Origin of the sequence: Kingella denitrificans ATCC 33394 (genome assembly GCF_000190695.1) — a bacterium.
GTDB lineage: Bacteria > Pseudomonadota > Gammaproteobacteria > Burkholderiales > Neisseriaceae > Kingella_A > Kingella_A denitrificans.
Genome location: NZ_GL870929.1, coordinates 409,358 through 432,305 on the forward strand (window position 1 = coordinate 409,358; position 22,948 = coordinate 432,305).

Below are 22,948 nucleotides of genomic sequence, written 5' to 3' on the forward strand. Positions count from 1 at the left end.
TAAAATAATTTAAAAATAAATGTTCATTATAACGATTATTTGCAGTATAATCTTCCAGAAATCGATAATTGTTATTATTATTTGTTTCATTGTTGAATTTATTTGGTTTGCAAACCGCAACCACAGGAAAGATACGCCATGAACCTTCCATCATCCGCATTATCGTTGCTCGCGCTGGCCACATTGGCCGCCTGCGCCGGCGGCAGTGCCATCAACGAACCGCTGACCGCCGCACCGATTCCCGTTTTGAGGGCTGTCGATACGACATCGCCCAATATTGTGGCAGACACCAGCACCGACCGCGAACAGCGCACGTTCGCCACGCAGGGTGGCTCGGTCAAACCGTTCACTATCACCAAGCCCAGCCCCTATATTCCTGGCCTGATGCTGACCAATCAGGAAATCCTGTATCAGGCACCGGACGGCAAATATTACGATTTCGGCACATACAACACGCTGATTATGCCCTCTTCCAGCACTTCGGCGCGCGTCCTGCCCAACAGCCACCCCATGCAGCCGTTGGACAGCGGCGGCAAAATGATTGCCTGCTGCACCAACCAAACGTCCACCGGCATGAATGCGCTGCGCTTGAAAAGCATGCAATTCGGCGCATGGATGTCGCCCAGCAAAACCGTCAGCCTTTTTGCCGGCGGCACACCTGCACCGACAGACACACTGCAAGGCGTCGATACCGCCGGCCGCCCCACCGGCAAGGCAACGTATGAAGTCATCGGCCTGCGCGTGAAAAACGACCGCGCCGTCACTTCCAGCTACGAAACGCGTTATTCGCCGTACAACACCGGACAAGTCGTTACCGGCTCGTTCTTAACGGTGAACTTCAACACCGGCAAACTGGGCGGTACGATTGTCGGCAATTCGGAGTTCGGCGATTCGATTGAAATGCGCGATGTGAACGTGAACGGCAACCAGTTCAGCGGCACTGCCAGCTCCGGCGGGCATACCGGCCAAGTCAGCGGCGGATTGTTCGCCAAAGAAGAACGCTTTTACAGCGGCACGTTGGAGCATCCTTCCGGCGGCGAAATCGGCGGCACGGTGAACTTCGGCAGCAACAGCCCGCTGAATGCGTCTTTTGGCGGCACGCGGCGCGAATATAACGCGGCAGACACCAGCACGGATACCTCGCATTTGGTCAGCCCGTAAGTAAAAAGCAGCCTGCACGTTCCAAAGCAGCCTGCAACACAGTCGGCAAACACGGCACGCATACAATTTTATGGTGCCGTTTTATACCGTCTTTGCCCTCCAAAAAGCAGCCTGCACCTTAATTTTCCCATACTCATCAAATATATACAAAATGAACACATCTTTCAAACTCTGCATTCTGCCCATGCTCATTTCCGCAGCGTTTCCCACATGGGCCGCAGAACCCGACAAAGGCACAGAATTAGAAAATGTTAAAGTCATCGGCACGCGCCAACCGCCGCAAAAACTGGGCGAGCGCCGCACCACCCGCAGAATGATGGACGAACACATGGTGCAGGATATGCGCGACATGGTGCGTTACGACCCCGCGGTGACCGTTGTGGAAGGCGGACGCGGCAGCAGCAACGGCTTCACCATCCGCGGCGTGGACAAAGACCGCGTCGCCATCACCATTGACGGCCTGGCACAGGCGGAAAGCCGCTCTTCCGAAGGCTTCCAAGAACTGTTCGGCGCATACGGCAACTACAACGCCAACCGCAATGCCAACGAATTGGAAAACATTTCCGAAGTCACCATCCGCAAAGGCGCAGACTCGCTCACATCTGGCAGCGGTGCCTTGGGCGGCGCAGTGGCCTATCAAACCAAATCGCCGCGCGACGTGGTCGATGCCGACAAACCGTATTACTTCGCCGTGAAAGGCGGCCGCGCCAGCCGCGACAACAGCACCTTCGGCAGCGTGGATGCCGCAGGCTACCTGAAAGGCTTCGACGCGCGCTTCGTGTTCACCAAACGTTCCGGCCACGAAGTCAAAAACAAAAACGACGGTTCCGTGAAAGAATACCGCAACACGCGCCGAGAAGGCCTGTTCGACCCAAGCCGCGCCAACAACCACATTTCCGACTGGGGTTCCTACGGCAAAATGCGTGCGTTTGCCGACCCGCAGGAATACACCTCCAAATCCACCTTAATCAAACTGGGCTACCACTTCAACGAGCGGCATTATCTGAACTGGATGTATGAAGATTACCGCATGGACCGTGAAACCGAGGAATTGTCCAACCTCTTTGCTGCCGACTTCACCGGCAGCCCACTCACCACCCAGCGCAACCGCAACGACGTTTCCTACATCAAACGCACTGGCGTGCAATACGAACACACGGCCAACAGCGGATTGTGGGACAAACTGACGTTGAACTACAACCGCCAAAACATCCAGATGAGCACGATGACGTGGGATTTGCCCAACGATTTTGCCCAGCAGGGCATGAATGCGCAAGTGTATTACTCGCTGCGCCGCATTGTGCAAAGAACCCAGCAAATAGACGCGCGTGCCGAAAAAAGCATCGACCTCGGCCGCTGGAAATGGAATGTGAACTACGGTTTGGGTTGGAGCAAAGCCACCAACGAAAACGACAACTACACGCGCTGGGTACGCGCCTACAACACACGCGTGACCACGTCAGCGCTCAATGCGGAAGAGCTGTTTATGGAAGCGGAAAGCCGAAAACGGCATGTGTACTGGAACAACCAATTCCAACTGGGCGATTCGCTGCGCTTGGCCGTGGGTGCGCGCCACGACTGGATTCACAACCGCACGCTGCCCAGCGAAAAAGTCATCATGTCCATGCGGCAGGCAGGTTTGGAAAACGCATCGCCGAAATTCAGCGCCACCAGTTACAGCTTGGGTATCGACTGGAAATTCCTGCCCAACTGGACGGTGATGGCCAAATGGAGCACCGCCTTCCGCGCGCCCACCACCGACGAAATGTGGTTTAACTTCCCGCATCCCGACTTTACCGTGGAAGCAAACCCGAACCTGAAAGCCGAAACCGCCCGCAATCTGGAATTGGGCATTTCCGGCAAAGGCCGTTTGGGTAACATCATGCTGTCCGGCTTTAAAACCGATTACGACAACTTCATCGATTTTGCCTACATCGGCGTGAAACAAAGCAGCTACTACAATCCGGCCACCGGCGCGACCCAAGCCCGCGATTACCATGCGCCCACTTGGAAAAACGTGAACCGCGATGCCGCGCAAATCAAAGGTTTGGAATTGTCCGGCGAATGGAAGATGGACAGCATCGGCCTGCCCAAAGGCATGGTGACCACCTTCACCGCTAGCTACCTGAAAGGGCATTCCGTTCAGGAAACCGGCCGCAAAACACCGATTAACGCTCTCGCCCCGTTCAGCGCGGTGCTGGGTGTCGGCTATACGCGTCCAGGTGGCGACTGGGGCATTAAGGCCAATTTGAGCTACACCCAGCGCAAACGCCCCAGCGAAACCGTCCACAGCTACGAAGATTTGGACAACCCCTGGCCGTATGCCAAATACGGGCGCAATTACTATGTGCTCGATTTAATCGGCCATTACCGAATCGGCAAACACTTCACCATCCGCGCCGGCGTGTTTAACGTGCTCGACAAGCAATACTACACATGGGACAGCCTGCGCAGCATCCGCGAGTTCGGCATGGTGAACCGTATCGACAACAGCACGGGCGCGGGCATCCAACGCTTTTCCGCACCCGGCCGCAACTATATGCTGAACCTCGAAGCCAAATGGTAATGCCTCATGCAGGCTGCTTCCCGAATCCCCCTTCCAAAGCAGCCTGCACTTGAAACCCCAACGTGCAGGCTGCTTTTGCAGCCGGGCGGAATGTCCGTAACGTAACGCCATCATCATGAAAAGCAGCCTGCACCCACTGATTTGAAACCGATTTACCCCAAAACAACCACCCACAGGAGAAAACAATGAACACCGGAAACTTCACTTTAAAAGCCTTGGCCATTGCGTGCAGCCTGGCACTGACCGCTTGCGGCGGCGGTGGCGGCGGCGGACAACCGAGCACCCAGTCCCGCCCGACCGTGCCGTCCACACCAAGCGCCGCCAAAACTGCCGCAGATAACGCCATTGCCGATATCGCCGCCAAAGCACAAGCCGTGCAGGCTGCTTTGACGCGCAACCACGATACCGACAATGACGGCAAAATCTCTGCCACAGAAGCCGCCGCGGCCAACCAAGCCATCAACAATGCCAAAGCCGCATTGCAGGCTGCCATTGCCAATGCAGAAACCAAAGCCCAAGATGCCGCCTTGTCGCCTGCCGAAAAAACGCAGGCCACCGCCGCATTGACCACCGCGAAAAACAGCGCAAATGTCCGTAACGCGCAGGCTGCTTCCGCCAACGTGCAACCCACTCCGGCACCCGCACCGCAACCGCCTGCCCCACAACAACCGAGTGCCGCCAAAACTGCCGCAGATAACGCCATTGCCGATATCGCCACCAAAGCCCAAGCCGTGCAGGCTGCTTTGACACGCAACCACGATACCGACAATGACGGCAAAATCTCCGCCACAGAAGCCGCCGCGGCCAACCAAGCCATCAACAATGCCAAAGCCGCATTGCAGGCTGCCATCGCTGATGCAGAAACCAAAGCCCAAGATGCCGCCTTGTCGCCAGCCGAGAAAACACAGGCCGCCGCTGCATTGAACGCCGCGAAAAACAGCGCAAATATCCGTAACGCGCAGGCTGCTTCTGCCAACGTGCAGCCCACTCCGGCGCCTGCACCGCAACCACAGCCGCAACCGCCCCAACCAAGCGCAGCCACAGGCTTCGGCCAAGACAACAACGGCCGCATGAAACCCAATGCCGGCGGCGTTTCCGGCGGCGTGCTCAGTACCGATGCTATGCGCCAATCCGATGAAAGCTCATACGGCAGCATTCAAAACCCCGAAGGCCGCAGCAAAAACGAAGTGGTGCTGAACGGCGTGAAAATCGCCACCGCCACCACCGGCCAAAAACGCTACGAAACCGAAGAGTCCAATAACCAAACCGCAAAATCCATCCACAGTAGCGACATTCTGCCCGACGTGCGCTATGGCGCGGTGGTCGATACTTCTTCCGGCGTGATGGCCATCCGCCAAGGCCTGTTCGTGCAAGGCACGGCAGCAGGCGCGGACACAGTGGCCGTGAAAACCGGCACGGTGGAATACAACGGTACCGGCCTGCATTTCGGCAAACCGAGCAGCGACGCCACTGCCGGCCTGCCGTTCATGACCGCCGACCCGTCATGGGGTGTGAATGCGCCCAACACGGAGGATTTGTACACCAGCGGCCGCGCCACTAAAGTGAAAGCCAGCGTGAACTTCGACAATAAAACCATCGGTATCGACATCAGCGATCCGGGCAGCCGTACCCAAGGTCGTCCGAATGCGTCCGAACTGGCCGGCGCGCCCATTCATTTTGACGGCGTGATTCAAGGCAATTCGTTCACCAATGCGGCAGGACAAGAGAAAACCTTTGCCGGCGGCTTCTATGGTGCGGCGGCCGACCAGTTGGCCGGTATGTACCGCCTGAATGCGCAAAAAGCCAACGAATCGAGCGGTGTATTCGGTGCGCAGGCAAGCACAGGCAGCAATACCCCCGCCCCTGCACCCACTCCTTCACCTGCGCCAACCCCAACGCCGACTCCGCCAAGCAGCGGCGCAGTAACCGAATCGACTTATTATAAACTGCCTGAGCAGCAGCAACTGACCGATGCGAAACTGCCGATGGCCGAAACCAACCAAGCCATCAGCAAAGGCATCCAAACTTTGGTGGTGGACGGCATTTCTATCGCCCTGCCCGCCGCCAACCAAGGCTTCGAGAAAGGCATGAATTATTATGCATTCAACAATGCGGGCAATGTGATTGCGGGTGCGGCGCAGATTATGTCGGGTGGCAAAGACCAAGGCCTGCTGTTCGTGCAGGGCAACCTGACGCCGCAAGACCAAATCCCGACCGGCACGGCCAATTACAGCGGCAAAGTGTTGCACTTCCGCGAGCGCGTGGTGCGGCATGAAAACGGCAATTTGGTGAATGTCGATCCGGGCTATGTATTTACTCAAGGCAGCTTCACCGCGAAAGCCGATTTTGCCAACCGCAACCTGTCGGTAACGATTAATTCGGGCGACTACAACTATATGCGCACGAAAGTGTTCACCGCCAACATCAACGGTAATACGTTCTCCGGCACCGGATCCGACCGCAGCATTGAAGGCGGCTTCTATGGCGCGAATGCAGCCGCGATTGCCGGCAAATACCAATATTCGGACGGCAGCACCAGCAAATGGAGCGACAGCGGCTTCGGCGTGTTCAGCGGCAACAAGCAATAACGTTCCGCTCTATCCGCTGTGCTATAATCGCACCGTTTAATTGAGTACCCGAACCTGCTTGCCCCATCGCGGCAGGCAGGTTTTGTATTACCCGCAACCACCCCAAACCAACGCTTTATGAACATCCGCCCTATTTTCTGGCTGCTGCCCGCCCTATTCGCCGCACAAGTGCAGGCTGCCCCGTTGCCGCCCAAAGTGGAACAGTCGCTCACCGCACCGGAAGAACACTTCGACAAACAGCCGCCCGCAGACGTGCCCGCACCACCCCAACCGCCGCAACAAAGCGAATCCGGCAGTCTGACCATTTCATCGGAAGAACTGCAAAAGCAGCCTGCACTTTTGAAACAGGCGTTTTATTCGGCCATCGCCGCCAACAACACGCCCGCCGTGCGCCTGCTGCTGCCCTTGTACCGCCGCCTGCCCGACGGCAACGAAGAAGTGCCGATTGCACTGTCCGAAGCCATAATTGCGCGCGCAGACGGCCATTACGCCCAAGCCATCGAAAAATTCCGCTTTGCCTTGGACAAGCAGCCCGATATGCCCGTGGCGCAAATGTCGCTGGCGCAAACCCTGCACAGCGACTACCGCTACCCGTCCGCCGCCAAAGCATTTGAAGAAATCGCGCAGCGCACCGATTTGCCGCCCGAATTCCACCAAGTCGCCCAAACCTACCTGAACAGCATCAAAGCGCGGGAAGACTGGAAATTCCAAGTGAACGGCAATTACCTGGACGACAAAAACGTGGGCAACACGCCCGACCGCTACATCATCGGCGCATGGTCGCTCAATCCGCCCGAATCCGCACACGGCATCTCGTATTACGGCAGCGTGTCGCGCGAAAAATGGCTGGCCGACCACTTCACCCTGCGTTACGGCGCCGACCTATACGGCAAAACCTATTGGGACAACCACCGTTTCGACGATTTGGCCGTGCGCGTGAAAGCCGGATTCGGTTATCAGACAGGCCGTTCCGAAACCGTGGTGCAGCCCTATTTCGAGCGCCGCTGGTTCGGCAGCGACGGCTATTCGCGCGAGTTGGGCATTGGCATCGACTGGTCGTATTGGCTAACCGCGCGCAACCAGCTGATGCTTTCCGCCGCGCACGCCACACAGAATTATGACGACCGCCGCTATTTGGAAGGCCGCCTGCGCACCGCGTCCGCCACATGGTTGTTTGTGCCCAGCGGCACGCAGTATTGGACGCTCGGCACGGACTGGACGCGCAAAACCGCACAAGACGCCAGCGATGCCTACCGCCGCCAAGCCGTTCGTGTCGGCTGGACGCAGCAATGGCCGGCACAGTTCGGCACGTCGGTGAATCTGTCGTGGGCGAAACGCACCTACGACCGCCCGAATTTTCCGTTCAACTACATCCGCATCGACCACGAACGTTCCGCCGCTGTGTCGCTTTGGAACCGCAAAGTCCAATGGTGGGGCATCATGCCGCGCCTGGTGTGGCGTTGGCAGCAAACGCGCAGCAACCACCCGTTTTACGGCGATTACACCAAACGCGATGTGTTTATCCAGTTGAACAAGGCGTTTTAATCATATCATCAACGAAAAAAGCAGCCTGCACTTCAGTTTCCCAAAGTGTAGGCTGCTTTTTTGTGTGCAGCGGTGATTAAGCGAGCCAGCCTTTCACCATGGCCATGCCGGCTTCTGAAAACAGATAGCGCGACAAGCCGAAATACCCGATGGCGCCGCCCACGGAAATAATCAGATTGCTCGCCATACTGCCCGAAAAGCGGTTCACCAATTCGAAAATCACCACCAAATAAACATACAGCAAGCCCCAAATCGTCAGCAACTGACTGTCAAATTCGGGCATACCGCTCCATTCCATCAATGCCTTGGTGGCAATCGCAATAATAATGATGACCAACGACTCGCTCAAAGACTTCATATCGCGGTTGGCCGACCAAATGCCCCAAAAACCGACCGCAAAAGCAATCAACATATAAGGACCGGAACCCTGCCCGGCCACTGGAATCGAACCCATAACCATACTCCTAAACAATTAATTTCAATTCATCACACACGCCGCACGGAATGCTGCGGGCATCCGCGCACCGCTGCGGCAAAATCGCGTTATTGTATAGCGATTGCACCGATTAGGCTACACGTTCCGCGTTTTTGCGGCAATACGGCGCGCATGAATGGGAAATATGCCACACAACCGCCCGAAAGCAGCCTGCACTTTATCGGCCAAAACCGTCTATAATATCCGTTTTACTTTGCCGATACCGCCATGCACATTTCCGAATTCGATTTCCACCTGCCCGAACACCTGATTGCCCAAAACCCGCCCGCCGTGCGCGGCAGCAGCCGCCTGTTGGTGGCGCAACACAACCAGCCGATTGAAGACCGGCATTTTCCCGATTTGCCGAACTATATTGCAACGGGCGACGTGCTGGTGTTCAATAACACCAAAGTGATGAAGGCGCGGCTGTTCGGGCAGAAGGCCACGGGCGGCAAAATCGAAGCCTTGATTGAGCGCGTGCTGGACGAACACACCGCGCTGGCGCATATCCGCTCGTCCAAATCGCCAAAAGCCGGCACCGAGCTGATATTTGAAGGCAGCCTGCACGCCACCATGACCGAACGTGTCGGCGAACTGTTCAAGCTGCAATTCCACCACCGGCACAATGTTTATACGCTGCTGGAAGAATACGGCGCGCTGCCGCTGCCGCCCTACATCGTGCGCCCCGCCGACGACAACGACGACGCGCGCTACCAAACCGTGTATGCCAAATATCAGGGCGCCGTGGCTGCCCCCACCGCAGGGCTGCATTTCACCCACGAAATTTTGAGCGCATTGCAGCAAAAAGGTGTAGAATTTGCAGAGGTTACGCTGCATGTCGGCGCAGGCACGTTCCAGCCCGTGCGCGTGGACAATATTGCCGAACACAAAATGCACAGCGAATGGTTTGATGTGCCCGAAGCCACCGTTGCCAAAATCCAAGCCGCTAAAGCACGCGGCAACCGCGTTTGGTCGGTGGGCACCACATCGTTACGCGCCATCGAATCGGCAGCACGTTCAGGCAGCCTGCATGCCGGGCAGGGCGACACGGATATTTTCATCACGCCGGGCTACACGTTCCGCGTGATTGACGGCCTGATAACCAATTTCCACCTGCCCAAATCCACGCTGCTGATGCTGGTGTCCGCCTTTGCCGGCAGCGAACGTATCCGCGAAATTTACCGGCACGCCATCGAACAGGAATACCGCTTTTTCAGCTATGGCGACGCCATGTTGCTGCACCGTGCTTAAACCAGAAAGCAGCCTGCACTCAGAAATACCATTTAACATCAACATTAAAAAATATAATTCATAGCGTTGCCCCGTAAAATCTAACGTGCAGGCTGCTTTTCCCATCTTCGAAAGCAGCCTGCACATCACACCAACCCGACCAAAGGAGCCGTATCGTGAAAAAAATCGAAGCCATCATCAAGCCGTTCAAACTGGACGACGTGCGCGAAGCCTTAACCGAACTGGGCATCACAGGCATGACAGTGAGCGAAGTCAAAGGCTTCGGCCGCCAACGCGGACACACCGAAGTGTATCGCGGTGCGGAATATGCGGTGGATTTCCTGCCCAAAGTCAAAATCGAAGTGGTGCTGCCCGACGACCAAATCGAGCGCACCGTGGAAGCGATTATCGAAGCCGCGCGCTCCGGCAAAATCGGCGACGGCAAAATTTTCGTGCTGCCGGTGGAAGAAGTCATCCGCATCCGCACGGGCGAAACTGGCGAAACGGCCATTTAAACCATTTTAAGGAGCAGCCATGAGCAAAGGTAATATTTTTGTCATTTCCGCCGCTTCCGGCACCGGCAAAACCACGCTGGTATCGCGGTTGGTGCAGCAGCATCCAAACGTGCGCGTGTCCGTGTCGCACACCACGCGCCCGCCGCGCGCCGGTGAAGTGAACGGGCAGCATTATCATTTTGTCAGCGAAGAAGAATTTGTCCGCCTGGCGGGCGAAGGCGCGTTTTTGGAACACGCGCAGGTGTTCGGCAATTATTACGGCACGAGCTACGAAAGCGTGCAATCCATGTGCGAACAGGGCTATGACGTGATTTTGGAAATCGACGTGCAGGGCGCGCAGCAAGTCCGCAAAGCCCTGCCCGAAGCATTGAGCATTTTCATCCTGCCGCCCAGCCTGGCCGTGCTGGAACAGCGCCTGCGCCAACGCCAAACCGACAGCGAGGAAGTCATTGCCCGCCGTTTGAGCGAGGCGGTCGATGAAATCCAGCAGGCGCTGACGTTCGATTATGTGGTGAGCAACCGCAGCCTGCAACAGGCGGAAGAAGAGCTTTGGTGCATTTTCCAAGCCGCTCGCCTGCTGAAACGCAACCATGTCGCCAGCATTGAAAAAGTGTTGCAGAACACTTAAAATATCATTGCTTAACGTAAAAAAGAGATAAGGCTTCGCGCCGTCTCTTCCCGCTTTTAAGGTGCAGGCTGCTTTTGCCTGCTTTGGACAACTAAGGAAACATTATGGCCCGCATTACCGTGGAAGACTGCACTCCGCACATTCCCAACCATTTCGATTTGACCCTGGCCGCCGCACGCCGCGCACGCCAACTGGAAAACGGCACATCGCCCTTGGTGGACGATATTCGCCACGACAAACCCACCGTTACCGCATTGCGTGAAATTGCAGCCGGCCAAGTCGGCGTCGATATTTTGTCGCGTAACCGATAATCCGCTAAAGTGCAGGCTGCTTTTGAATCACCGTTCAAAGCAGCCTGCACTTTCCTATTTTCCAGCCCCATCCCGTTCAAAGAATCCGCCATGCCCGTCATTCCAGCTTCCCTGACTTACGACCCCATTACTGCACCTGCGCGCGAGCTTTTGTTCCGGCATGCCGCCTACCTCACCGATGAAGAAAGCCACCTGCTGGAAAAAGCCTGTGCCTACGCCTTCCGTGCGCACGACGGGCAGACGCGCAAAAGCGGCGAACCGTATATCACCCACCCCATCGCCGTGGCCACCGAATTGGCCAAATGGCACATGGACATTCAAACATTGTGCGCCGGGCTGATGCACGATGTGCTGGAAGACACGGACGTTTCCAAAAGCGAAATGGCGGAACAATTCGGCAACACCATCGCCGAAATGGTGGACGGACTCTCCAAACTGGAAAACCTGAAATACGACAACAAAGCCGAGCAGCAGGCCGAAAGTTTCCGCAAGCTGATTTTGGCTATGACCAAAGACGTGCGCGTCATCATTGTCAAGCTGGCCGACCGTCTGCACAATATGCGGACGCTGGGCGCGAAAAGCCAAAGCAGCCGCGTGCGCATCGCCACCGAAACATTGGAAGTATATGCCCCCATTGCCAACCGGCTCGGGCTGAACCATGTGTACCGCGAATTGCAGGATTTGGCGTTCAAAGCGCTGCATCCGCGCCGCTATGCCGTGTTGCAGCGCGCCATGACCGCGTTCAAAAAGAACCGCCACGATGTCATCGACCGCGTGTTGCGCGAAATCAGCCTGCGCCTGGTGGGGCACAATATTGAAGCGCAAGTGCGCGGCCGTGAAAAAAACTTATACAACATTCACCAGAAAATGTTGAGCAAGCATCTGAAATTTGAAGAAGTTTTGGATATTTACGGCTTCCGCGTGATTGTGAACAGCATTCCGGCCTGTTATGCCGCTTTGGGCGCGCTGCACAGCCTGTATCAGCCCAAACCCGGCAAATTCAAAGACTATATCGCCATTCCGAAATCCAACGGCTACAAATCATTGCACACCACACTCAACGGCCCGTACGGCCTACCGATTGAAGTGCAGATACGCACGCGCAAAATGCACGAAGTCGCCGAAGTGGGCGTAGCCAGCCATTGGGCTTATAAAGCGGGCGATTCCGTGGAAGACGAAACCACGCTGCGCACCAACCAATGGCTGCAAAATATTTTGGATTTGCAATCGCGCAGCGACAATGCGTTTGAATTTTTGGAACACGTCAAAGTCGATTTGTTCCCCAACGAAGCGTATATCGTTACGCCGAAAGGAAAAATCATCACTTTGCCGCGTGGCGCAAGCGCCATCGACTTTGCCTATGCCATCCACACCGACATCGGCAACCGCTGCATCGGCGCGAAAGTGAACCACATCCCCGTGCCGCTGCGCACCAAATTAAAAACGGGCGACACAGTAGAAATCATCACATCGCCCAACGGCAAGCCGAATCCGGCATGGCTGAATTTTGCCGTGTCCAGCCGCGCCCGCAGCGCCATCCGCAGTTATGTGAAAAACACCAGCCGCAACGATGCCATCGCCTTGGGCGAACGCTTGCTGGCCCAAGCCCTGGGCAGCCTGCTGCCGAAAGAAGTCGCCCAGTCGGACAAACTCAAAGACCAATACCTGCACCATCTGCAAAACAAAGACCAGACGCTGGAAGACGTGCTGTATAACGTGGGCATGGGGCTGACCCTGCCGGTGGCGGTGGCGATGGAGATTGCCGAGCTGGCGGGCAACCATTTGGACGGCGGCGAAGTGAAGCTCAACCCGATTCAGATTAACGGCAGCGAAACCGCGCGCGTGCATTTGGGCAAATGCTGCATGCCGGTGGCGGGCGATGCGGTGCGCGCCGTGATGGTGAAAGACCAAGGCCTGATTATCCACCGCGAAAACTGCCCCGTGCTGCTGAAATCCGAGCCGGAGCAACAACTGGACGCCGATTGGGCAAGCCTGCCGGCCGGCGTTGAAAAAATGTATGATGCGGCGGTGGTGGTCTCTTCGGCCGATGCCCACGCGCTGCTTGCTTCAATGGCGGCGGCCATTTCGGAAACCGGCGGCAATATCGCTTCGGTGGACACCTTGTCCAAATCGCAGGCCGGCACGGAAGGCTTTATCGAATTCCGTTTCAATTTGAACGTGCGCGACGCGGCGCATTTGCAGGCGATTATGGCCGCGCTGCACACCATTCCGCAAGTCCGCAAGGTTCAGCGGGTTTAGCCTGCGTCGGTAAAAATAAAAAAGCAGCCTGCACTTCATTTTCCAAAGTGCAGGCTGCTTTTTCATGTTCGGTTAGCTGATAAAGGGTTCGTCGTCATAAGAATATCGGACAAAGCCAAATCCCGTCAGACCCGCCTGCAGCACCCGCTGTTTGAATGCCTCGGTGGTATAAATTTCTGTATCGCTGTCGGGAAGCACGAACAATTCGTTATCTCCGATTTCTTCCTCGCGCATCACCCATTCGGTCACCGTGTCAAAATAACCTTTTTGTCCACGAGCAGTTTCTTCGAGTGCCTTAGAACCAATGGACTGCTCCCGATCCAAACAGTCAATCACGGTATGCACCACCACCATGTAATAAGGCTCTTCGGGTTTGTCTTCCAGCAGCACGGGATACAGGGTGGCGTGTTTGTCCCAAATATCGTGCAGCGCATCGGCTGCTTTTTGGCTGATCAGATGAATCCCTCCTGTAGAAACAGCATCGGCAATGATTCTGGGTTTGCGGATACGCCTGTCGCCAATGTACTGCACCAGCGTCGGGGTTTTCCATTGGGACAGCGGTGGCAGCGGTGTACCCAGTGCCGGACTATTCCATGCGATAGCACTCTCATCTTCTTCTGTTTTGCCAAGATAGCCGGCATATTTAAGATACGGTGCACTGGTCCATTGATGGATCATTTGAATTCCTTTTTTGATTAACGAGAACGTTTGTTAAGGGTGCGAACAGGTTGTCAAAAGCAGCCTGCACTCCGAATTTCAAAGTGCAGGCTGCTTTTTCATGTTGATTTTATGCGGATAAATTAACTCGGCTGCGTTATTTCACCGCCCAACCCAAGCATTCGCCCATTGTCGTTATCGCACCGGCCTGCAAGCGTTCGTGCAGGGAAACGCGGCCGGGGGCGAACAGGTTCACTACGGTGGAGCCGAGCTGGAATGCGCCCATTTCTTCGCCTTTGGCCAGGTGGACAGCGGTTTCGCCGTCGGCAGGATAATGCCACTCGCGCACGCCGTCTTGTCGCGGCGGATTGACCACGCCGTGCCACACGGTGCTCATGCTGGCGGTGATGGTGGCGCCGACCAGAATCTGCACCATCGGGCCGTATTCCGTGTCGAACACGCAAACCACGCGCTCGTTGCGGGCGAACAGGTTGGGAATGTGCTGCGCCAAAAACGGATTGACGGAAAACAGTTCGCCCGACACATAAATCATGCGGCGCAGCGTTCCGGCGCAGGGCATGTGCACGCGGTGGTAGTCGCGCGGCGAAAGATAGGTGGTCAGGAATGTGCCGTTGCGAAATTGTGCTGCCAATTCGGTATCGCCCGCCAACAAATCTTCCAGCGTGAACAAATGCCCTTTGGCCTGCAACAGGCGGTTGTCGTCAATCGTGCCGCTTTCGCTCACGCGGCCGTCTGCGGGCAGGCAGAGCGTGTTCTCGTCGGCGATGATGGGGCGTGCACCGTCTTTGAGCGTGCGCGTGAAAAATTCGTTGAAGGTGGCATAGTCGCCGGGTTTGGATTTTTGCGCTTCCTGCCAGTTCACGCGGTAATGCCGCGCAAAGCGGTCGATGATGAAATGGGTTACTTTGCCCCAGCGCCTTTGCGCCAACCAGCCTGCACATTGGGTCAGCAGCAGCTGCGGCAAAAGGTAATGCGCGGCGATTTTGATGCGTTCGGTAATGCTCGGTTTCGGATAAGGTTGCAAATTCATAAATCGTCCTGTGAATGGTTAAACGCCCATGTCGGCCAATTGCTTCAAAGCAGCCTGCGCCTGTTCGTCGCCCGACTGTGCGGCCTTTGTCCACCAGTATTTGGCATGGGCGTAACGCTGGCCGTTGGCATACATCACGCCCAAATTGAACTGCGCGCCCATGTGGTTTTGCAGGGCGGCGGCTTCAAACCAGTCGGCGGCTTCTTCGTCGTCCTTTGCCACGCCTTGGCCCAAATAATAAAGCTGGCCCAAGCTGAACTGCGCGTCGGCATCGCCCGCTTGTGCGGCTTTCGTCCACCATTGCGCCGCCTGTTCCGGCTGTTGCTGCTGAATCAGCAGATAGCCCAAATGCGCCTGCGCCGGCACGCTGCCACCTTGCGCCGCACGTTCGCACCATTGCTGCGCCTGCGCCAAATCGGCTTCCACGCCCTGACCCATTTCGTACATGATGGCGATATTGTGGCAGGCTTGCAGGTTGCCTTCTTCCGCCAGCTGGCGCCATTCGGCCAAGGCGGCGGCAAAATCGCCCTGTTCATAGGCCACCAGACCTGCGTCTTTTTCATTCGAACTCATTATTCCGTCTCCTGATGAAAATTCGTCATTTCGATTGGATTATACCCGATTTTCGCTATAATAAGCCCTTTTACCCACCGCAAACCGCCATGTCTTCCGCTGCATACAACACTCAACTGAACGCCAAAATCCAACGCCTGCACACATTGCTTGCCCCGTTCGGCGCACCCGAAATCGAAGTATTCGCGTCTGCCGAACAGGGTTACCGCATGCGCGCCGAATTCCGCATTTGGCACGAGGGCGGCGCCATGAACTATGCCATGTTCGAGCCGGGCAGCAAAGCGTCCAGCGCATCGCTCATCAAGCTGGCGCAGTTTCCGCCGGCGCACGAACGCATCAACGCGCTGATGCCGCGGCTGTTGGACGCTTTGTCGCAGCAGGACGTTTTTCGCCACCGCTTGTACCAATGCGAATTCCTATGCACCTTGAGCGGCGAAATGCTGGTAACGCTGATTTACCACAAACGCTTGGATGACGAATGGCAAAAAGCAGCCTGCACGTTGCAGGACGCGCTGGGCATTAGCATTATCGGGCGCAGCCGCGGGCAGAAAATCGTGTTGCGCGAAGACTACGTTACCGAAACGCTGACCGTCTGCGGGCAAACCTACCGATACCGCCAGCTGGAAGGCGGCTTCACACAGCCCAATGCCCGCGTTTGCGAGAAAATGCTTGAATGGGCGTGCGCCCAAGCCGAAAAAGCAGCCTGCACCCCGCCGCGCGACCTGCTGGAACTCTATTGCGGCAACGGCAACTTCACCCTGCCCCTGTCACGCCGTTTCCGCCGCGTGCTGGCCACGGAAGTTTCCAAAACCTCGGTGGCCGCCGCGCAATGGAACATTCAGGCCAACGGCACGGACAATATCGCCATTGCCCGCTTGTCCGCCGAAGAATTTACCGAAGCCTATACCGGCGCGCGCGATTTCCAGCGCCTGACCGCGCAGGGCATCCGCCTGTCGGATTACGATTTTTCCACCATCTTCATCGACCCGCCGCGTGCAGGCGTGGACAGCGAAACGCTGAAACTGGTGGCGCAGTTCGAATCGATTATCTATGTTTCGTGCAATCCGGACACGCTGGCCGACAACCTGCAAACGCTCACGCAAACGCACACCGTGCAGGCGGCCGCGCTGTTCGACCAATTCCCGTTCACGCCGCATATCGAAAGCGGCGTGCTGCTGGCGAAAAAATAAGTGCAGGCTGCCTGCATCCGCCCGAACTCCCGTTCGGCCAACCGATGCACACCGGCATTTTCCCATCCGCATCACCTTAAAGGAATCATCATGAAAGAATACAAAGCCGTTATTTACCAAGAAAACGCACTGTCCTCTCTCCTGTTCGGCACGGCAAAAATCGATCCCGTGCGGTTCAGCGCATTTCTGAATACCAATGCCAAACAAGGTTGGCGCGTGGTCACCATGGAAAAAGACGTGCGCCGCATGTTCCTGTTTTGGAAACGCGAGGCCTATGTGGTGATTTTGGAGCGAGAGGATGCGTAAACTGAAAACTGCCTGCCTGTGGATTTGTACGGGGCTTTTTTGTGCTTGGATACTGCTGTTCCTGTCGCAAATCTGGCTGCCATCTTGGGATGACGTGCTTTTCCTGAAAATCACGCTGACCATGGCGGGGCTGTTCCTAATCGCGTTTGCCGTGTTTATCGTGGCGGGGCAATTAACGGAAGACAAACAGCTGCGCGACAACGACTACATCAATTAAAGGCACCCCATGAATTTCCAAGACCAGCTCAAATCGCTGCACAAAGAAGCCAAAGCGCAGGCCAAACTGCGCGAAGAAGCCGCTGCCGAAGCCAAAGCCCGAAAAGCCGCCGAAGAAAGCGCGGAAACCAGCTTTGCCGAAGCCATGAAAGGCGTGCAGCCCATCAAGCCGCACAACCAATACATTCCGCCGCGCGACAAATCGCCCATCAAACCGCGCCCGAAACAGGCGGATGCCGAGCAGGACAACCTGTTTTTCGTCGGCGAAGGCAGCCTGCAACTGGAAATTCCCGCCACATTCAGCAAAAACGGCCAGGGCGCGAACGACATCAAACGCCTGCAAAGCGGTTATTACGAAGTGGTGGCTGATGTGGATTTGCACGGTTACACGCAGGAAGAGGCGCAGCAGGTGCTGAACGAATTCATTGAATTTGTGCAGAAACGCGGCGTGTGCGGCGAAATCGTGCACGGCAGCGGACTGGGTTCGCGCGGCTACACGCCCGTGCTCAAATCGCTGGTGCGCCGCTGGCTGATGGCACATCCCGACGTGCTGGCCTATTGCGAGCCGCACAAAAACAATGACGGCGCCGTGCGGATTTTGGTGAAGCGCCGCCGCGCTATCGACCCGTTTGCCGAATGAATACAGCGGATTATAGTGGATTAAAATAAAAATGAGACAAGGCGGTAACGAGCGCTGTGTACGGAAGTACATAAGGGCGTTGCCAACGCCGTATCATTGCGGTTTTCATCCGCGATAAAAGCAGCCTGCACATGAAGATTTATACCGACCACCCCCTGCCCGATTACCTGACCGCCCTCCTGCCCGCCGCCCCATTGTCCGAAAGGCCGGAAAGCGGTGTGTTCCTGTGTTTCGGCGAACACGGCCTGCAACTGGGCAAGGCGGGCGAAAAAGGCATGGTTTCGGTGGATTTTGACGGCAACGCGGCCACTTACCGGCGGCTGAAAGGCGGCGGCGAACTGATTGCCAAAGCGGTGAACCTGGGCGCACACCCGACCGTGTGGGACGCGACCGGCGGCTTGGGGCGCGACAGTTTCGTGCTGGCGGGCTTGGGTTTGCCGGTGCGCACCTTCGAACAAAATCCCGCCGTGTTCGCGCTGCTGTGCGACGGCTGGCAGCGCGCCATGCAGAATGCGGAAACGGCAGACATCGCCCGGCGCATGGTATTGACACACGCCGACGCGGTGCAGGCCATGCCCGATACCGCCGCCCGCTTCGGACGGCCCGACGTGGTGTATCTCGACCCGATGTATCCCGAACGCCAAAAATCGGCCGCCGTGAAAAAGGAAATGGCGTATTTTCATGAACTGGTGGGCCTGTCCGCCGCGCAGGACGACGAAGCCCTGCTGCACGCGGCACGCGAAACCGCCAAAAAACGCGTGGTGGTGAAGCGGCCGCGCTTGGGCGGATTTCTGGCGCAAAAGCAGCCTGCATATCAATACACGGGCAAATCCACGCGGTTTGACGTGTATCTGCCCTATGCGGCGGACGCGCAAGACGGCCAACCATAATCCCGTCCATTGCCCTGAATTGAAAAAGCAGCCTGCAACGGAAAACCGAAGTGCAGGCTGCTTTTTTCAAGGTGACGCACGCCGCAAAAGCAGCCTGCACCTGTTTCATCAATCTTCATCCTCCTCTGCGTCCTTATCTTCACGCGGAGGCTCGCGCAAGGCCTTTTTCACCTTCATGTCCGCACTGCAATAACAGCCGACCACCATAAACAAAAATATCAATCCCACAAAAAACAAAATTAACAGATTGGGGGATTCGGGACTTCTCCGTTTCATCATTACAAAAATCATGGCACAGATACCGCCTGAAAAAATTAAAGAATTTTTCAAAGCCCTCCGCAAGATACCTTTGGCCGTTTCCGGTGTGATTTTTTCGGATGAAGAAATGACCGTAGGCGACAAATCGTTGTATTCCGACCAACTGACTTTCGCCCAACCGCGTAACGGAATAACCAACAGAAACCACAGCCAAAGAGCCACCTCTCCGCCTTTCCAGCCCATGATCCAGCTGCCCAGCCCCACCAGTATCGAACCCCAATACAGATACGCATAGCACACCGCCATCCGCTCATACGTTTCCAGCCGTTCGCGCTCGTCCTGCCGCCCAAGCATGGAATCCACCATTTTACGGTTGAATTTGTTCATCATTTTTCTCCCAATACATTATCCAAATAGCTTTAATCTGCCAATGAAAAAGCAGCCTGCACGTTCAATCGTCCCTTTCGCCTTCATTCAGTTCGCGCAAGGTCTCTTTCACTTTTTTCACCGCACTGCCGTACATGGCAACGCCCACTACCACAAACACCAGCGCGCCGAAAAAGGCAATCGCGCCGTTGGGGGCTTCCGGTGCTTTGTTTTTAATGAACAGGGCAATCGGCACGGAAGTCGCAGCCGCCCAAGCCAATGACCGCCAACGCGCCTGTTTCAAAATACCGCGTGCCGTTTCGGGCGTGATTGCCCGTGGATTGGGAATGGTATCGTCTGACAAATCACGCGCTTTCCCCTTCGGCCAGCCGTGCACCAACAGAAATATCAGCAGCAACACGCTGCCTGCCCATTTGGCCGGTGCCCAATCCGCCAGCATTCCAACCAAATTCAACAATAGCGCAATCCAAAAAATATAAGCAGCACCAAGTGCCAGCCGCTCATAAGCCTCCAGCTGCTCACGCTCATCTTTCCGCCCCATCATGCCATCCAACAGATTCTGATGAAACTTCTTCATTTCCATCTCCAAAAATATTTTTTAAAATCAACATCTATAAAACCATCCGCCCGTTAAAAGCAGCCTGCACATCAATCTTCCTCTTCGTCTTCGCGCAATTCGCGCAACGTCTTTTTCACCCGCATGCACGCGCTGCTGTATGTGCCGCCAGCAATGGCCAAAAACAGCAATACCGCAAACGGCAGAATCAAAAGGAACGGCACATCCTTTGCATAGAGTTTGCCGGCAACAAACGCCATCACAGCAGCCATCAGGCCTAATAGCAATGCAGCCTTCCGTGCTTTTCTCAACACCTCTTTGGCCGTTTCCGGCGTTATCTTTTGGGGATACGGAATCACCTCGTCCGATATATCGTTGAGTTTTGCCCAACCGTACACCGGAATGCCCAATAAAAGAAAAAGCCAAACCGCATTTTGGCCGGCCTCCCAGCCAATCAGCCAGCTGCCCCAACACACCAGCAGCGAACCCCAAAACAGATACGCATAACACACCGCCATCCGCTCATACATTTCCAGCCGCTCGCGTTCGTCCTGCTTGCCAATCATGCCGTCCAACAATTTACGGTTGAATTTGTTCATCTTCCTCTTCCCAAAAAAGCGCGTTCAAATCCGTATCCAACGCTTTTGCCAAGCGGATACACAAAGACAGGGTCGGGTTATAATCTTGATTTTCAATCATATTCACCGTCTGCCGCGAAACTTCCACCAAATCTGCCAAAGCCTGCTGCGAAAGCTGCTTCTGCTTGCGGAACTGCCGAACTCTGTTCATAGCCTCAATAAAATGTCCGATATATCTGACATAAGTATGGCATTGCGCCGTTTTCATGTCAAATATATCGGACAAAATTGCTGCAAAAGCAGCCTGCACTTATAAATTTAGTGGATTGAGCGGATGAAAATAAAAATGAAGCAAGGCGGCAACGAGTGCCGTATCATTCTGATTTTAATTCACTCTCATCCAAACGCAGCACCGCCTGCGCCCCAAAAGCGCGCCATTGCCGTTCAAACGTTTCGCACAACGGTGCGGGCGCTGCCAACACCAAAGGCAGGCCGCATCCTTCTTGCAGCAGGGTGCAGGCTGCTTTTGCCTGTGCCGAATCCGCCATGCGCCAAATCACGCCGTCCGGGCCTTCTGCCGCCAAAGCAGCCTGCACCTGTGCTTCGCCATCCGCCAGCAGCCACACGCTGCCGTATTCCGCCAATGACGGCTCACCGCCCGCCGCCCATTCGTGCCACGCCAGCCACACATGGCCGCCGGGTTGCGCCGCATGCCGCGGCCGCAAACACCAGTCCGCACGTTCGCCGCAGCCGCGCACTTCCGTTGCCAAACCGCCCGTCCAATCCGTGGGGAACGACAATGCGCGCAGCAACGCGCCGTTGGCGGGCAGCATGGGCGACACGTCAAACCGCCCCACCGTCTGCCATGCCCAGCGCTGCCCCTCCTTCGCCTGCAATTCGCCGTGCCAATCGCCTGCCGCCACGCGGAAAAACCAAATGCGCACATGGGCGTGTTCGTAGGCATGGCGCTTGCACAGCCACGGCGTTGCCCGCGTAATTTCCACGCCCAGTTCCTCGCGCCATTCGCGCTGCAATGCCGCCAATGCCGTTTCGCCGTGTTCCAGCTTGCCACCGGCAAATTCCCAATAGCCCGCATAAGGCTTGCCTTCCGGCCGACTGGAGAGCAGGCACTGCCCCTGTGCGTTGAACACGATGCCTGCCGCCACGTCCACGGTCTTAATTTCGTTCTGCTCCTGCATCATTCGCCCTTCCTGATATGTTCGAAATGTTCATGGCCTTGCGCCGAACAATGTACGGGCGCATTGTAAAACAGCCACCCCGTCCGCGCCAACGCCAAAAGCAGCCTGCACGCCGTTTGCAGCAGGGTGCAGGCTGCTTTTTGAAGCCCTGCGCACGGCGGATTTGCTATAATGGCGCACTTTTATCCATTCAGGGCAACACTATCATGTGGTTCAAACAAATTACCTTTTACGTCCTCCCCAAATCTCCCGATTTCACGCCCGAAGCGCTGAACGAACGCCTGCAAGAACACGAATTCGCCCCCGTTACCGGCCTGGATTGGTTCAGCGAAGGCTTCGCGCCGCCGCACGGCTTTTCGCCCGAACTCGTCTTCCCTGCGCAGCACACATGGGCGGTGTCGCTGAAAAAATCCGAAAAAGTGCTGCCCGCCGCCGTGGTGCGCGATATTCTGGACGACAAAATCGCCCAAATCCAAGAAGCCGAAGCACGCCATGTCGGCCGCAAGGAAAAGCAGGAATTGAAAGAACAGATTACGGACGATTTGCTGCCGCGCGCGTTCACCAAAACCGGCCGCACGCACGCCGTTTGCGACACGCAGCACGGCTTTTTGCTGATTAACGGCGCAGGCAGCAAAGCCGAAAACCTGCTCACCAAACTGCGCGAAGCCTTGGGCGGACTGGAAGCGCGCCTGCCGCAGGCCAAACAGTCGCCCGGCAGCCTGATGACCGAATGGCTGCTGCGCGGCGCGTGCGACGGCGGCTTTGAATTGGACAATTCCTGCGAGCTGAAAGGCCAAGGCGATGCCGCGCCTGTGGTGAAAATCGCCAAACAGGATTTGACCGCGGACGAAGTGCGCCGCCATCTGGACAGCGGCAAAACGGTAACGCAGCTGGGTTTGGTGTGGCGCGAACAAATCGCCTTCGTGCTGACCGACGAATTCGCGCTCAAACGCATCCAGTATCTGGACGTGCTGCAGGAAGAAGCCGAACAGCAGGGCGACGACGCGGCCAGTTTGGCGTTTGCCTCGCAAATCCTGATGGCACAGAGCCTGTCGCTGATGATTGGCGAACTGGCACAGCATTTGGGCGGCTGGCAGGAGTAATCAGTGGGGTGCAGGCTGCTTTTTCAGGCAGCCTGCAACCGAAACCCGACTTTTTTTGGAGATAAC

The 22,948-nt window shown here is 56.2% G+C and carries 24 protein-coding genes; 15 read left to right on the forward strand and 9 right to left on the reverse strand.

What is annotated here, in order from left to right:
• Positions 1–138 precede the first annotated feature (138 nt).
• From HMPREF9098_RS01985 to HMPREF9098_RS02000, 4 genes are all read left to right on the forward strand, one after another.
• Positions 139–1,161, forward strand: a complete 1,023-nt coding sequence (locus HMPREF9098_RS01985) for a HupA family protein (protein ID WP_003781483.1) — start codon at positions 139–141, stop codon at positions 1,159–1,161.
• A gap of 151 nt (positions 1,162–1,312) precedes the next feature.
• Positions 1,313–3,727 (forward strand): TonB-dependent hemoglobin/transferrin/lactoferrin family receptor, encoded by a 2,415-nt coding sequence (locus HMPREF9098_RS01990; protein ID WP_040564598.1) that lies wholly within the window; start codon positions 1,313–1,315, stop codon positions 3,725–3,727.
• Between the two features lie 185 nt (positions 3,728–3,912).
• Positions 3,913–6,315, forward strand: coding sequence for a transferrin-binding protein-like solute binding protein (locus HMPREF9098_RS11905; protein ID WP_003781489.1), 2,403 nt, complete (start codon positions 3,913–3,915; stop codon positions 6,313–6,315).
• Positions 6,316–6,432: 117 nt separating this feature from the next.
• Positions 6,433–7,860 (forward strand): surface lipoprotein assembly modifier, encoded by a 1,428-nt coding sequence (locus HMPREF9098_RS02000; protein WP_003781490.1) that lies wholly within the window; start codon positions 6,433–6,435, stop codon positions 7,858–7,860.
• 76 nt (positions 7,861–7,936) lie between these two features.
• Here the strand turns inward: HMPREF9098_RS02000 and HMPREF9098_RS02005 are convergent, their stop codons facing one another.
• On the reverse strand, positions 7,937–8,272 hold the full coding sequence (locus HMPREF9098_RS02005; RefSeq protein WP_115324923.1) for a phosphate transporter: 336 nt from the start codon (positions 8,270–8,272) through the stop codon (positions 7,937–7,939).
• A 291-nt stretch (positions 8,273–8,563) separates the two neighbouring features.
• Between HMPREF9098_RS02005 and queA the strand changes: the two genes are divergently transcribed.
• The 5 genes from queA (at position 8,564) to HMPREF9098_RS02030 (ending at position 13,278) form a co-directional block, all read left to right on the forward strand.
• Positions 8,564–9,586, forward strand: a complete 1,023-nt coding sequence (gene queA, locus HMPREF9098_RS02010) for a tRNA preQ1(34) S-adenosylmethionine ribosyltransferase-isomerase QueA (protein ID WP_003781492.1) — start codon at positions 8,564–8,566, stop codon at positions 9,584–9,586.
• A gap of 155 nt (positions 9,587–9,741) precedes the next feature.
• On the forward strand, positions 9,742–10,080 hold the full coding sequence (locus HMPREF9098_RS02015; protein ID WP_003781495.1) for a P-II family nitrogen regulator: 339 nt from the start codon (positions 9,742–9,744) through the stop codon (positions 10,078–10,080).
• A 19-nt stretch (positions 10,081–10,099) separates the two neighbouring features.
• Positions 10,100–10,708, forward strand: a complete 609-nt coding sequence (gene gmk, locus HMPREF9098_RS02020) for a guanylate kinase (protein ID WP_003781496.1) — start codon at positions 10,100–10,102, stop codon at positions 10,706–10,708.
• A 104-nt stretch (positions 10,709–10,812) separates the two neighbouring features.
• Positions 10,813–11,019 (forward strand): DNA-directed RNA polymerase subunit omega, encoded by a 207-nt coding sequence (gene rpoZ, locus HMPREF9098_RS02025; protein ID WP_003781499.1) that lies wholly within the window; start codon positions 10,813–10,815, stop codon positions 11,017–11,019.
• Between the two features lie 90 nt (positions 11,020–11,109).
• On the forward strand, positions 11,110–13,278 hold the full coding sequence (locus tag HMPREF9098_RS02030; RefSeq protein ID WP_040564182.1) for a RelA/SpoT family protein: 2,169 nt from the start codon (positions 11,110–11,112) through the stop codon (positions 13,276–13,278).
• A 72-nt stretch (positions 13,279–13,350) separates the two neighbouring features.
• On the opposite strand, the gene HMPREF9098_RS02035 is transcribed toward HMPREF9098_RS02030, so the two are convergent.
• The 3 genes from HMPREF9098_RS02035 to HMPREF9098_RS02045 form a co-directional block, all read right to left on the reverse strand.
• Entirely contained in the window at positions 13,351–13,956 is a 606-nt protein-coding gene (locus HMPREF9098_RS02035; RefSeq protein WP_003781501.1) for an imm11 family protein, read from the reverse strand.
• A gap of 136 nt (positions 13,957–14,092) precedes the next feature.
• Entirely contained in the window at positions 14,093–14,986 is an 894-nt protein-coding gene (asd, locus tag HMPREF9098_RS02040; RefSeq protein WP_003781503.1) for an archaetidylserine decarboxylase, read from the reverse strand.
• An 18-nt stretch (positions 14,987–15,004) separates the two neighbouring features.
• Entirely contained in the window at positions 15,005–15,559 is a 555-nt protein-coding gene (locus tag HMPREF9098_RS02045; protein WP_003781504.1) for a tetratricopeptide repeat protein, read from the reverse strand.
• A gap of 89 nt (positions 15,560–15,648) precedes the next feature.
• On the opposite strand from HMPREF9098_RS02045, the gene trmA reads away from it, so the two are divergent.
• The 5 genes from trmA to HMPREF9098_RS02070 all read left to right on the forward strand — a co-directional run bounded on the left by trmA (position 15,649) and on the right by HMPREF9098_RS02070 (position 18,801).
• Positions 15,649–16,749, forward strand: coding sequence for a tRNA (uridine(54)-C5)-methyltransferase TrmA (gene trmA, locus HMPREF9098_RS02050; protein ID WP_040564183.1), 1,101 nt, complete (start codon positions 15,649–15,651; stop codon positions 16,747–16,749).
• Positions 16,750–16,839: 90 nt separating this feature from the next.
• Positions 16,840–17,055 carry a DUF4177 domain-containing protein gene (locus tag HMPREF9098_RS02055; RefSeq protein WP_003781508.1) on the forward strand — a complete coding sequence of 72 codons (216 nt, stop codon included), beginning with the start codon at positions 16,840–16,842 and terminating at the stop codon, positions 17,053–17,055.
• On the forward strand, positions 17,048–17,272 hold the full coding sequence (locus tag HMPREF9098_RS02060; protein WP_003781511.1) for a hypothetical protein: 225 nt from the start codon (positions 17,048–17,050) through the stop codon (positions 17,270–17,272). The genes HMPREF9098_RS02055 and HMPREF9098_RS02060 overlap by 8 nt, the downstream gene beginning before the upstream one ends.
• 9 nt (positions 17,273–17,281) lie before the next feature.
• Complete coding sequence (locus HMPREF9098_RS02065; protein ID WP_003781513.1) at positions 17,282–17,911, forward strand: Smr/MutS family protein; 630 nt, start codon at positions 17,282–17,284, stop codon at positions 17,909–17,911.
• Between the two features lie 131 nt (positions 17,912–18,042).
• Complete coding sequence (locus tag HMPREF9098_RS02070; RefSeq protein WP_003781514.1) at positions 18,043–18,801, forward strand: class I SAM-dependent methyltransferase; 759 nt, start codon at positions 18,043–18,045, stop codon at positions 18,799–18,801.
• A gap of 108 nt (positions 18,802–18,909) precedes the next feature.
• Here the strand turns inward: HMPREF9098_RS02070 and HMPREF9098_RS02075 are convergent, their stop codons facing one another.
• The 5 genes from HMPREF9098_RS02075 to HMPREF9098_RS02095 all read right to left on the reverse strand — a co-directional run bounded on the left by HMPREF9098_RS02075 (position 18,910) and on the right by HMPREF9098_RS02095 (position 21,782).
• Complete coding sequence (locus HMPREF9098_RS02075; protein WP_003781516.1) at positions 18,910–19,449, reverse strand: hypothetical protein; 540 nt, start codon at positions 19,447–19,449, stop codon at positions 18,910–18,912.
• A gap of 61 nt (positions 19,450–19,510) precedes the next feature.
• Positions 19,511–20,023: a hypothetical protein gene (locus HMPREF9098_RS02080; protein WP_040564185.1), complete on the reverse strand. Its 513-nt coding sequence runs from the start codon at positions 20,021–20,023 to the stop codon at positions 19,511–19,513.
• Positions 20,024–20,094: 71 nt separating this feature from the next.
• The gene (locus tag HMPREF9098_RS02085) at positions 20,095–20,601 is read right to left on the reverse strand and encodes a hypothetical protein (protein WP_003781518.1); all 507 of its coding nucleotides are present in this window, start codon (positions 20,599–20,601) and stop codon (positions 20,095–20,097) included.
• Entirely contained in the window at positions 20,582–20,791 is a 210-nt protein-coding gene (locus HMPREF9098_RS02090; RefSeq protein ID WP_040564601.1) for a helix-turn-helix transcriptional regulator, read from the reverse strand. Before HMPREF9098_RS02090 ends, HMPREF9098_RS02085 begins: the two co-directional genes overlap by 20 nt.
• 163 nt (positions 20,792–20,954) lie before the next feature.
• Positions 20,955–21,782, reverse strand: a complete 828-nt coding sequence (locus tag HMPREF9098_RS02095; RefSeq protein ID WP_003781521.1) for an NUDIX domain-containing protein — start codon at positions 21,780–21,782, stop codon at positions 20,955–20,957.
• 203 nt (positions 21,783–21,985) lie between these two features.
• Here HMPREF9098_RS02095 and HMPREF9098_RS02100 point away from each other — a divergent pair, with 203 nt between their 5' ends.
• Complete coding sequence (locus HMPREF9098_RS02100; RefSeq protein ID WP_040564604.1) at positions 21,986–22,882, forward strand: recombination-associated protein RdgC; 897 nt, start codon at positions 21,986–21,988, stop codon at positions 22,880–22,882.
• The last annotated feature ends 66 nt before the right edge of the window (positions 22,883–22,948 follow it).

Coding starts and splice junctions, on each gene's coding strand:
- HMPREF9098_RS02035 (WP_003781501.1), bottom strand. CDS start 13,956: ATGATCCATCAATGGACCAGTGCACCGTATCTTAAATATGCCGGCTAT.
- HMPREF9098_RS02000 (WP_003781490.1), top strand. CDS start 6,433: ATGAACATCCGCCCTATTTTCTGGCTGCTGCCCGCCCTATTCGCCGCA.
- HMPREF9098_RS02005 (WP_115324923.1), bottom strand. CDS start 8,272: ATGTTGATTGCTTTTGCGGTCGGTTTTTGGGGCATTTGGTCGGCCAAC.
- trmA (WP_040564183.1), top strand. CDS start 15,649: ATGTCTTCCGCTGCATACAACACTCAACTGAACGCCAAAATCCAACGC.
- gmk (WP_003781496.1), top strand. CDS start 10,100: ATGAGCAAAGGTAATATTTTTGTCATTTCCGCCGCTTCCGGCACCGGC.
- HMPREF9098_RS02080 (WP_040564185.1), bottom strand. CDS start 20,023: ATGAAGAAGTTTCATCAGAATCTGTTGGATGGCATGATGGGGCGGAAA.
- queA (WP_003781492.1), top strand. CDS start 8,564: ATGCACATTTCCGAATTCGATTTCCACCTGCCCGAACACCTGATTGCC.
- HMPREF9098_RS11905 (WP_003781489.1), top strand. CDS start 3,913: ATGAACACCGGAAACTTCACTTTAAAAGCCTTGGCCATTGCGTGCAGC.
- HMPREF9098_RS02045 (WP_003781504.1), bottom strand. CDS start 15,559: ATGAGTTCGAATGAAAAAGACGCAGGTCTGGTGGCCTATGAACAGGGC.
- HMPREF9098_RS02085 (WP_003781518.1), bottom strand. CDS start 20,601: ATGAACAAATTCAACCGTAAATTGTTGGACGGCATGATTGGCAAGCAG.
- HMPREF9098_RS02060 (WP_003781511.1), top strand. CDS start 17,048: ATGCGTAAACTGAAAACTGCCTGCCTGTGGATTTGTACGGGGCTTTTT.
- rpoZ (WP_003781499.1), top strand. CDS start 10,813: ATGGCCCGCATTACCGTGGAAGACTGCACTCCGCACATTCCCAACCAT.
- HMPREF9098_RS02100 (WP_040564604.1), top strand. CDS start 21,986: ATGTGGTTCAAACAAATTACCTTTTACGTCCTCCCCAAATCTCCCGAT.
- HMPREF9098_RS02055 (WP_003781508.1), top strand. CDS start 16,840: ATGAAAGAATACAAAGCCGTTATTTACCAAGAAAACGCACTGTCCTCT.
- HMPREF9098_RS01985 (WP_003781483.1), top strand. CDS start 139: ATGAACCTTCCATCATCCGCATTATCGTTGCTCGCGCTGGCCACATTG.
- HMPREF9098_RS02065 (WP_003781513.1), top strand. CDS start 17,282: ATGAATTTCCAAGACCAGCTCAAATCGCTGCACAAAGAAGCCAAAGCG.
- HMPREF9098_RS02075 (WP_003781516.1), bottom strand. CDS start 19,449: ATGATGAACAAATTCAACCGTAAAATGGTGGATTCCATGCTTGGGCGG.
- HMPREF9098_RS02030 (WP_040564182.1), top strand. CDS start 11,110: ATGCCCGTCATTCCAGCTTCCCTGACTTACGACCCCATTACTGCACCT.
- HMPREF9098_RS01990 (WP_040564598.1), top strand. CDS start 1,313: ATGAACACATCTTTCAAACTCTGCATTCTGCCCATGCTCATTTCCGCA.
- HMPREF9098_RS02070 (WP_003781514.1), top strand. CDS start 18,043: ATGAAGATTTATACCGACCACCCCCTGCCCGATTACCTGACCGCCCTC.
- asd (WP_003781503.1), bottom strand. CDS start 14,986: ATGAATTTGCAACCTTATCCGAAACCGAGCATTACCGAACGCATCAAA.
- HMPREF9098_RS02090 (WP_040564601.1), bottom strand. CDS start 20,791: ATGAACAGAGTTCGGCAGTTCCGCAAGCAGAAGCAGCTTTCGCAGCAG.
- HMPREF9098_RS02095 (WP_003781521.1), bottom strand. CDS start 21,782: ATGATGCAGGAGCAGAACGAAATTAAGACCGTGGACGTGGCGGCAGGC.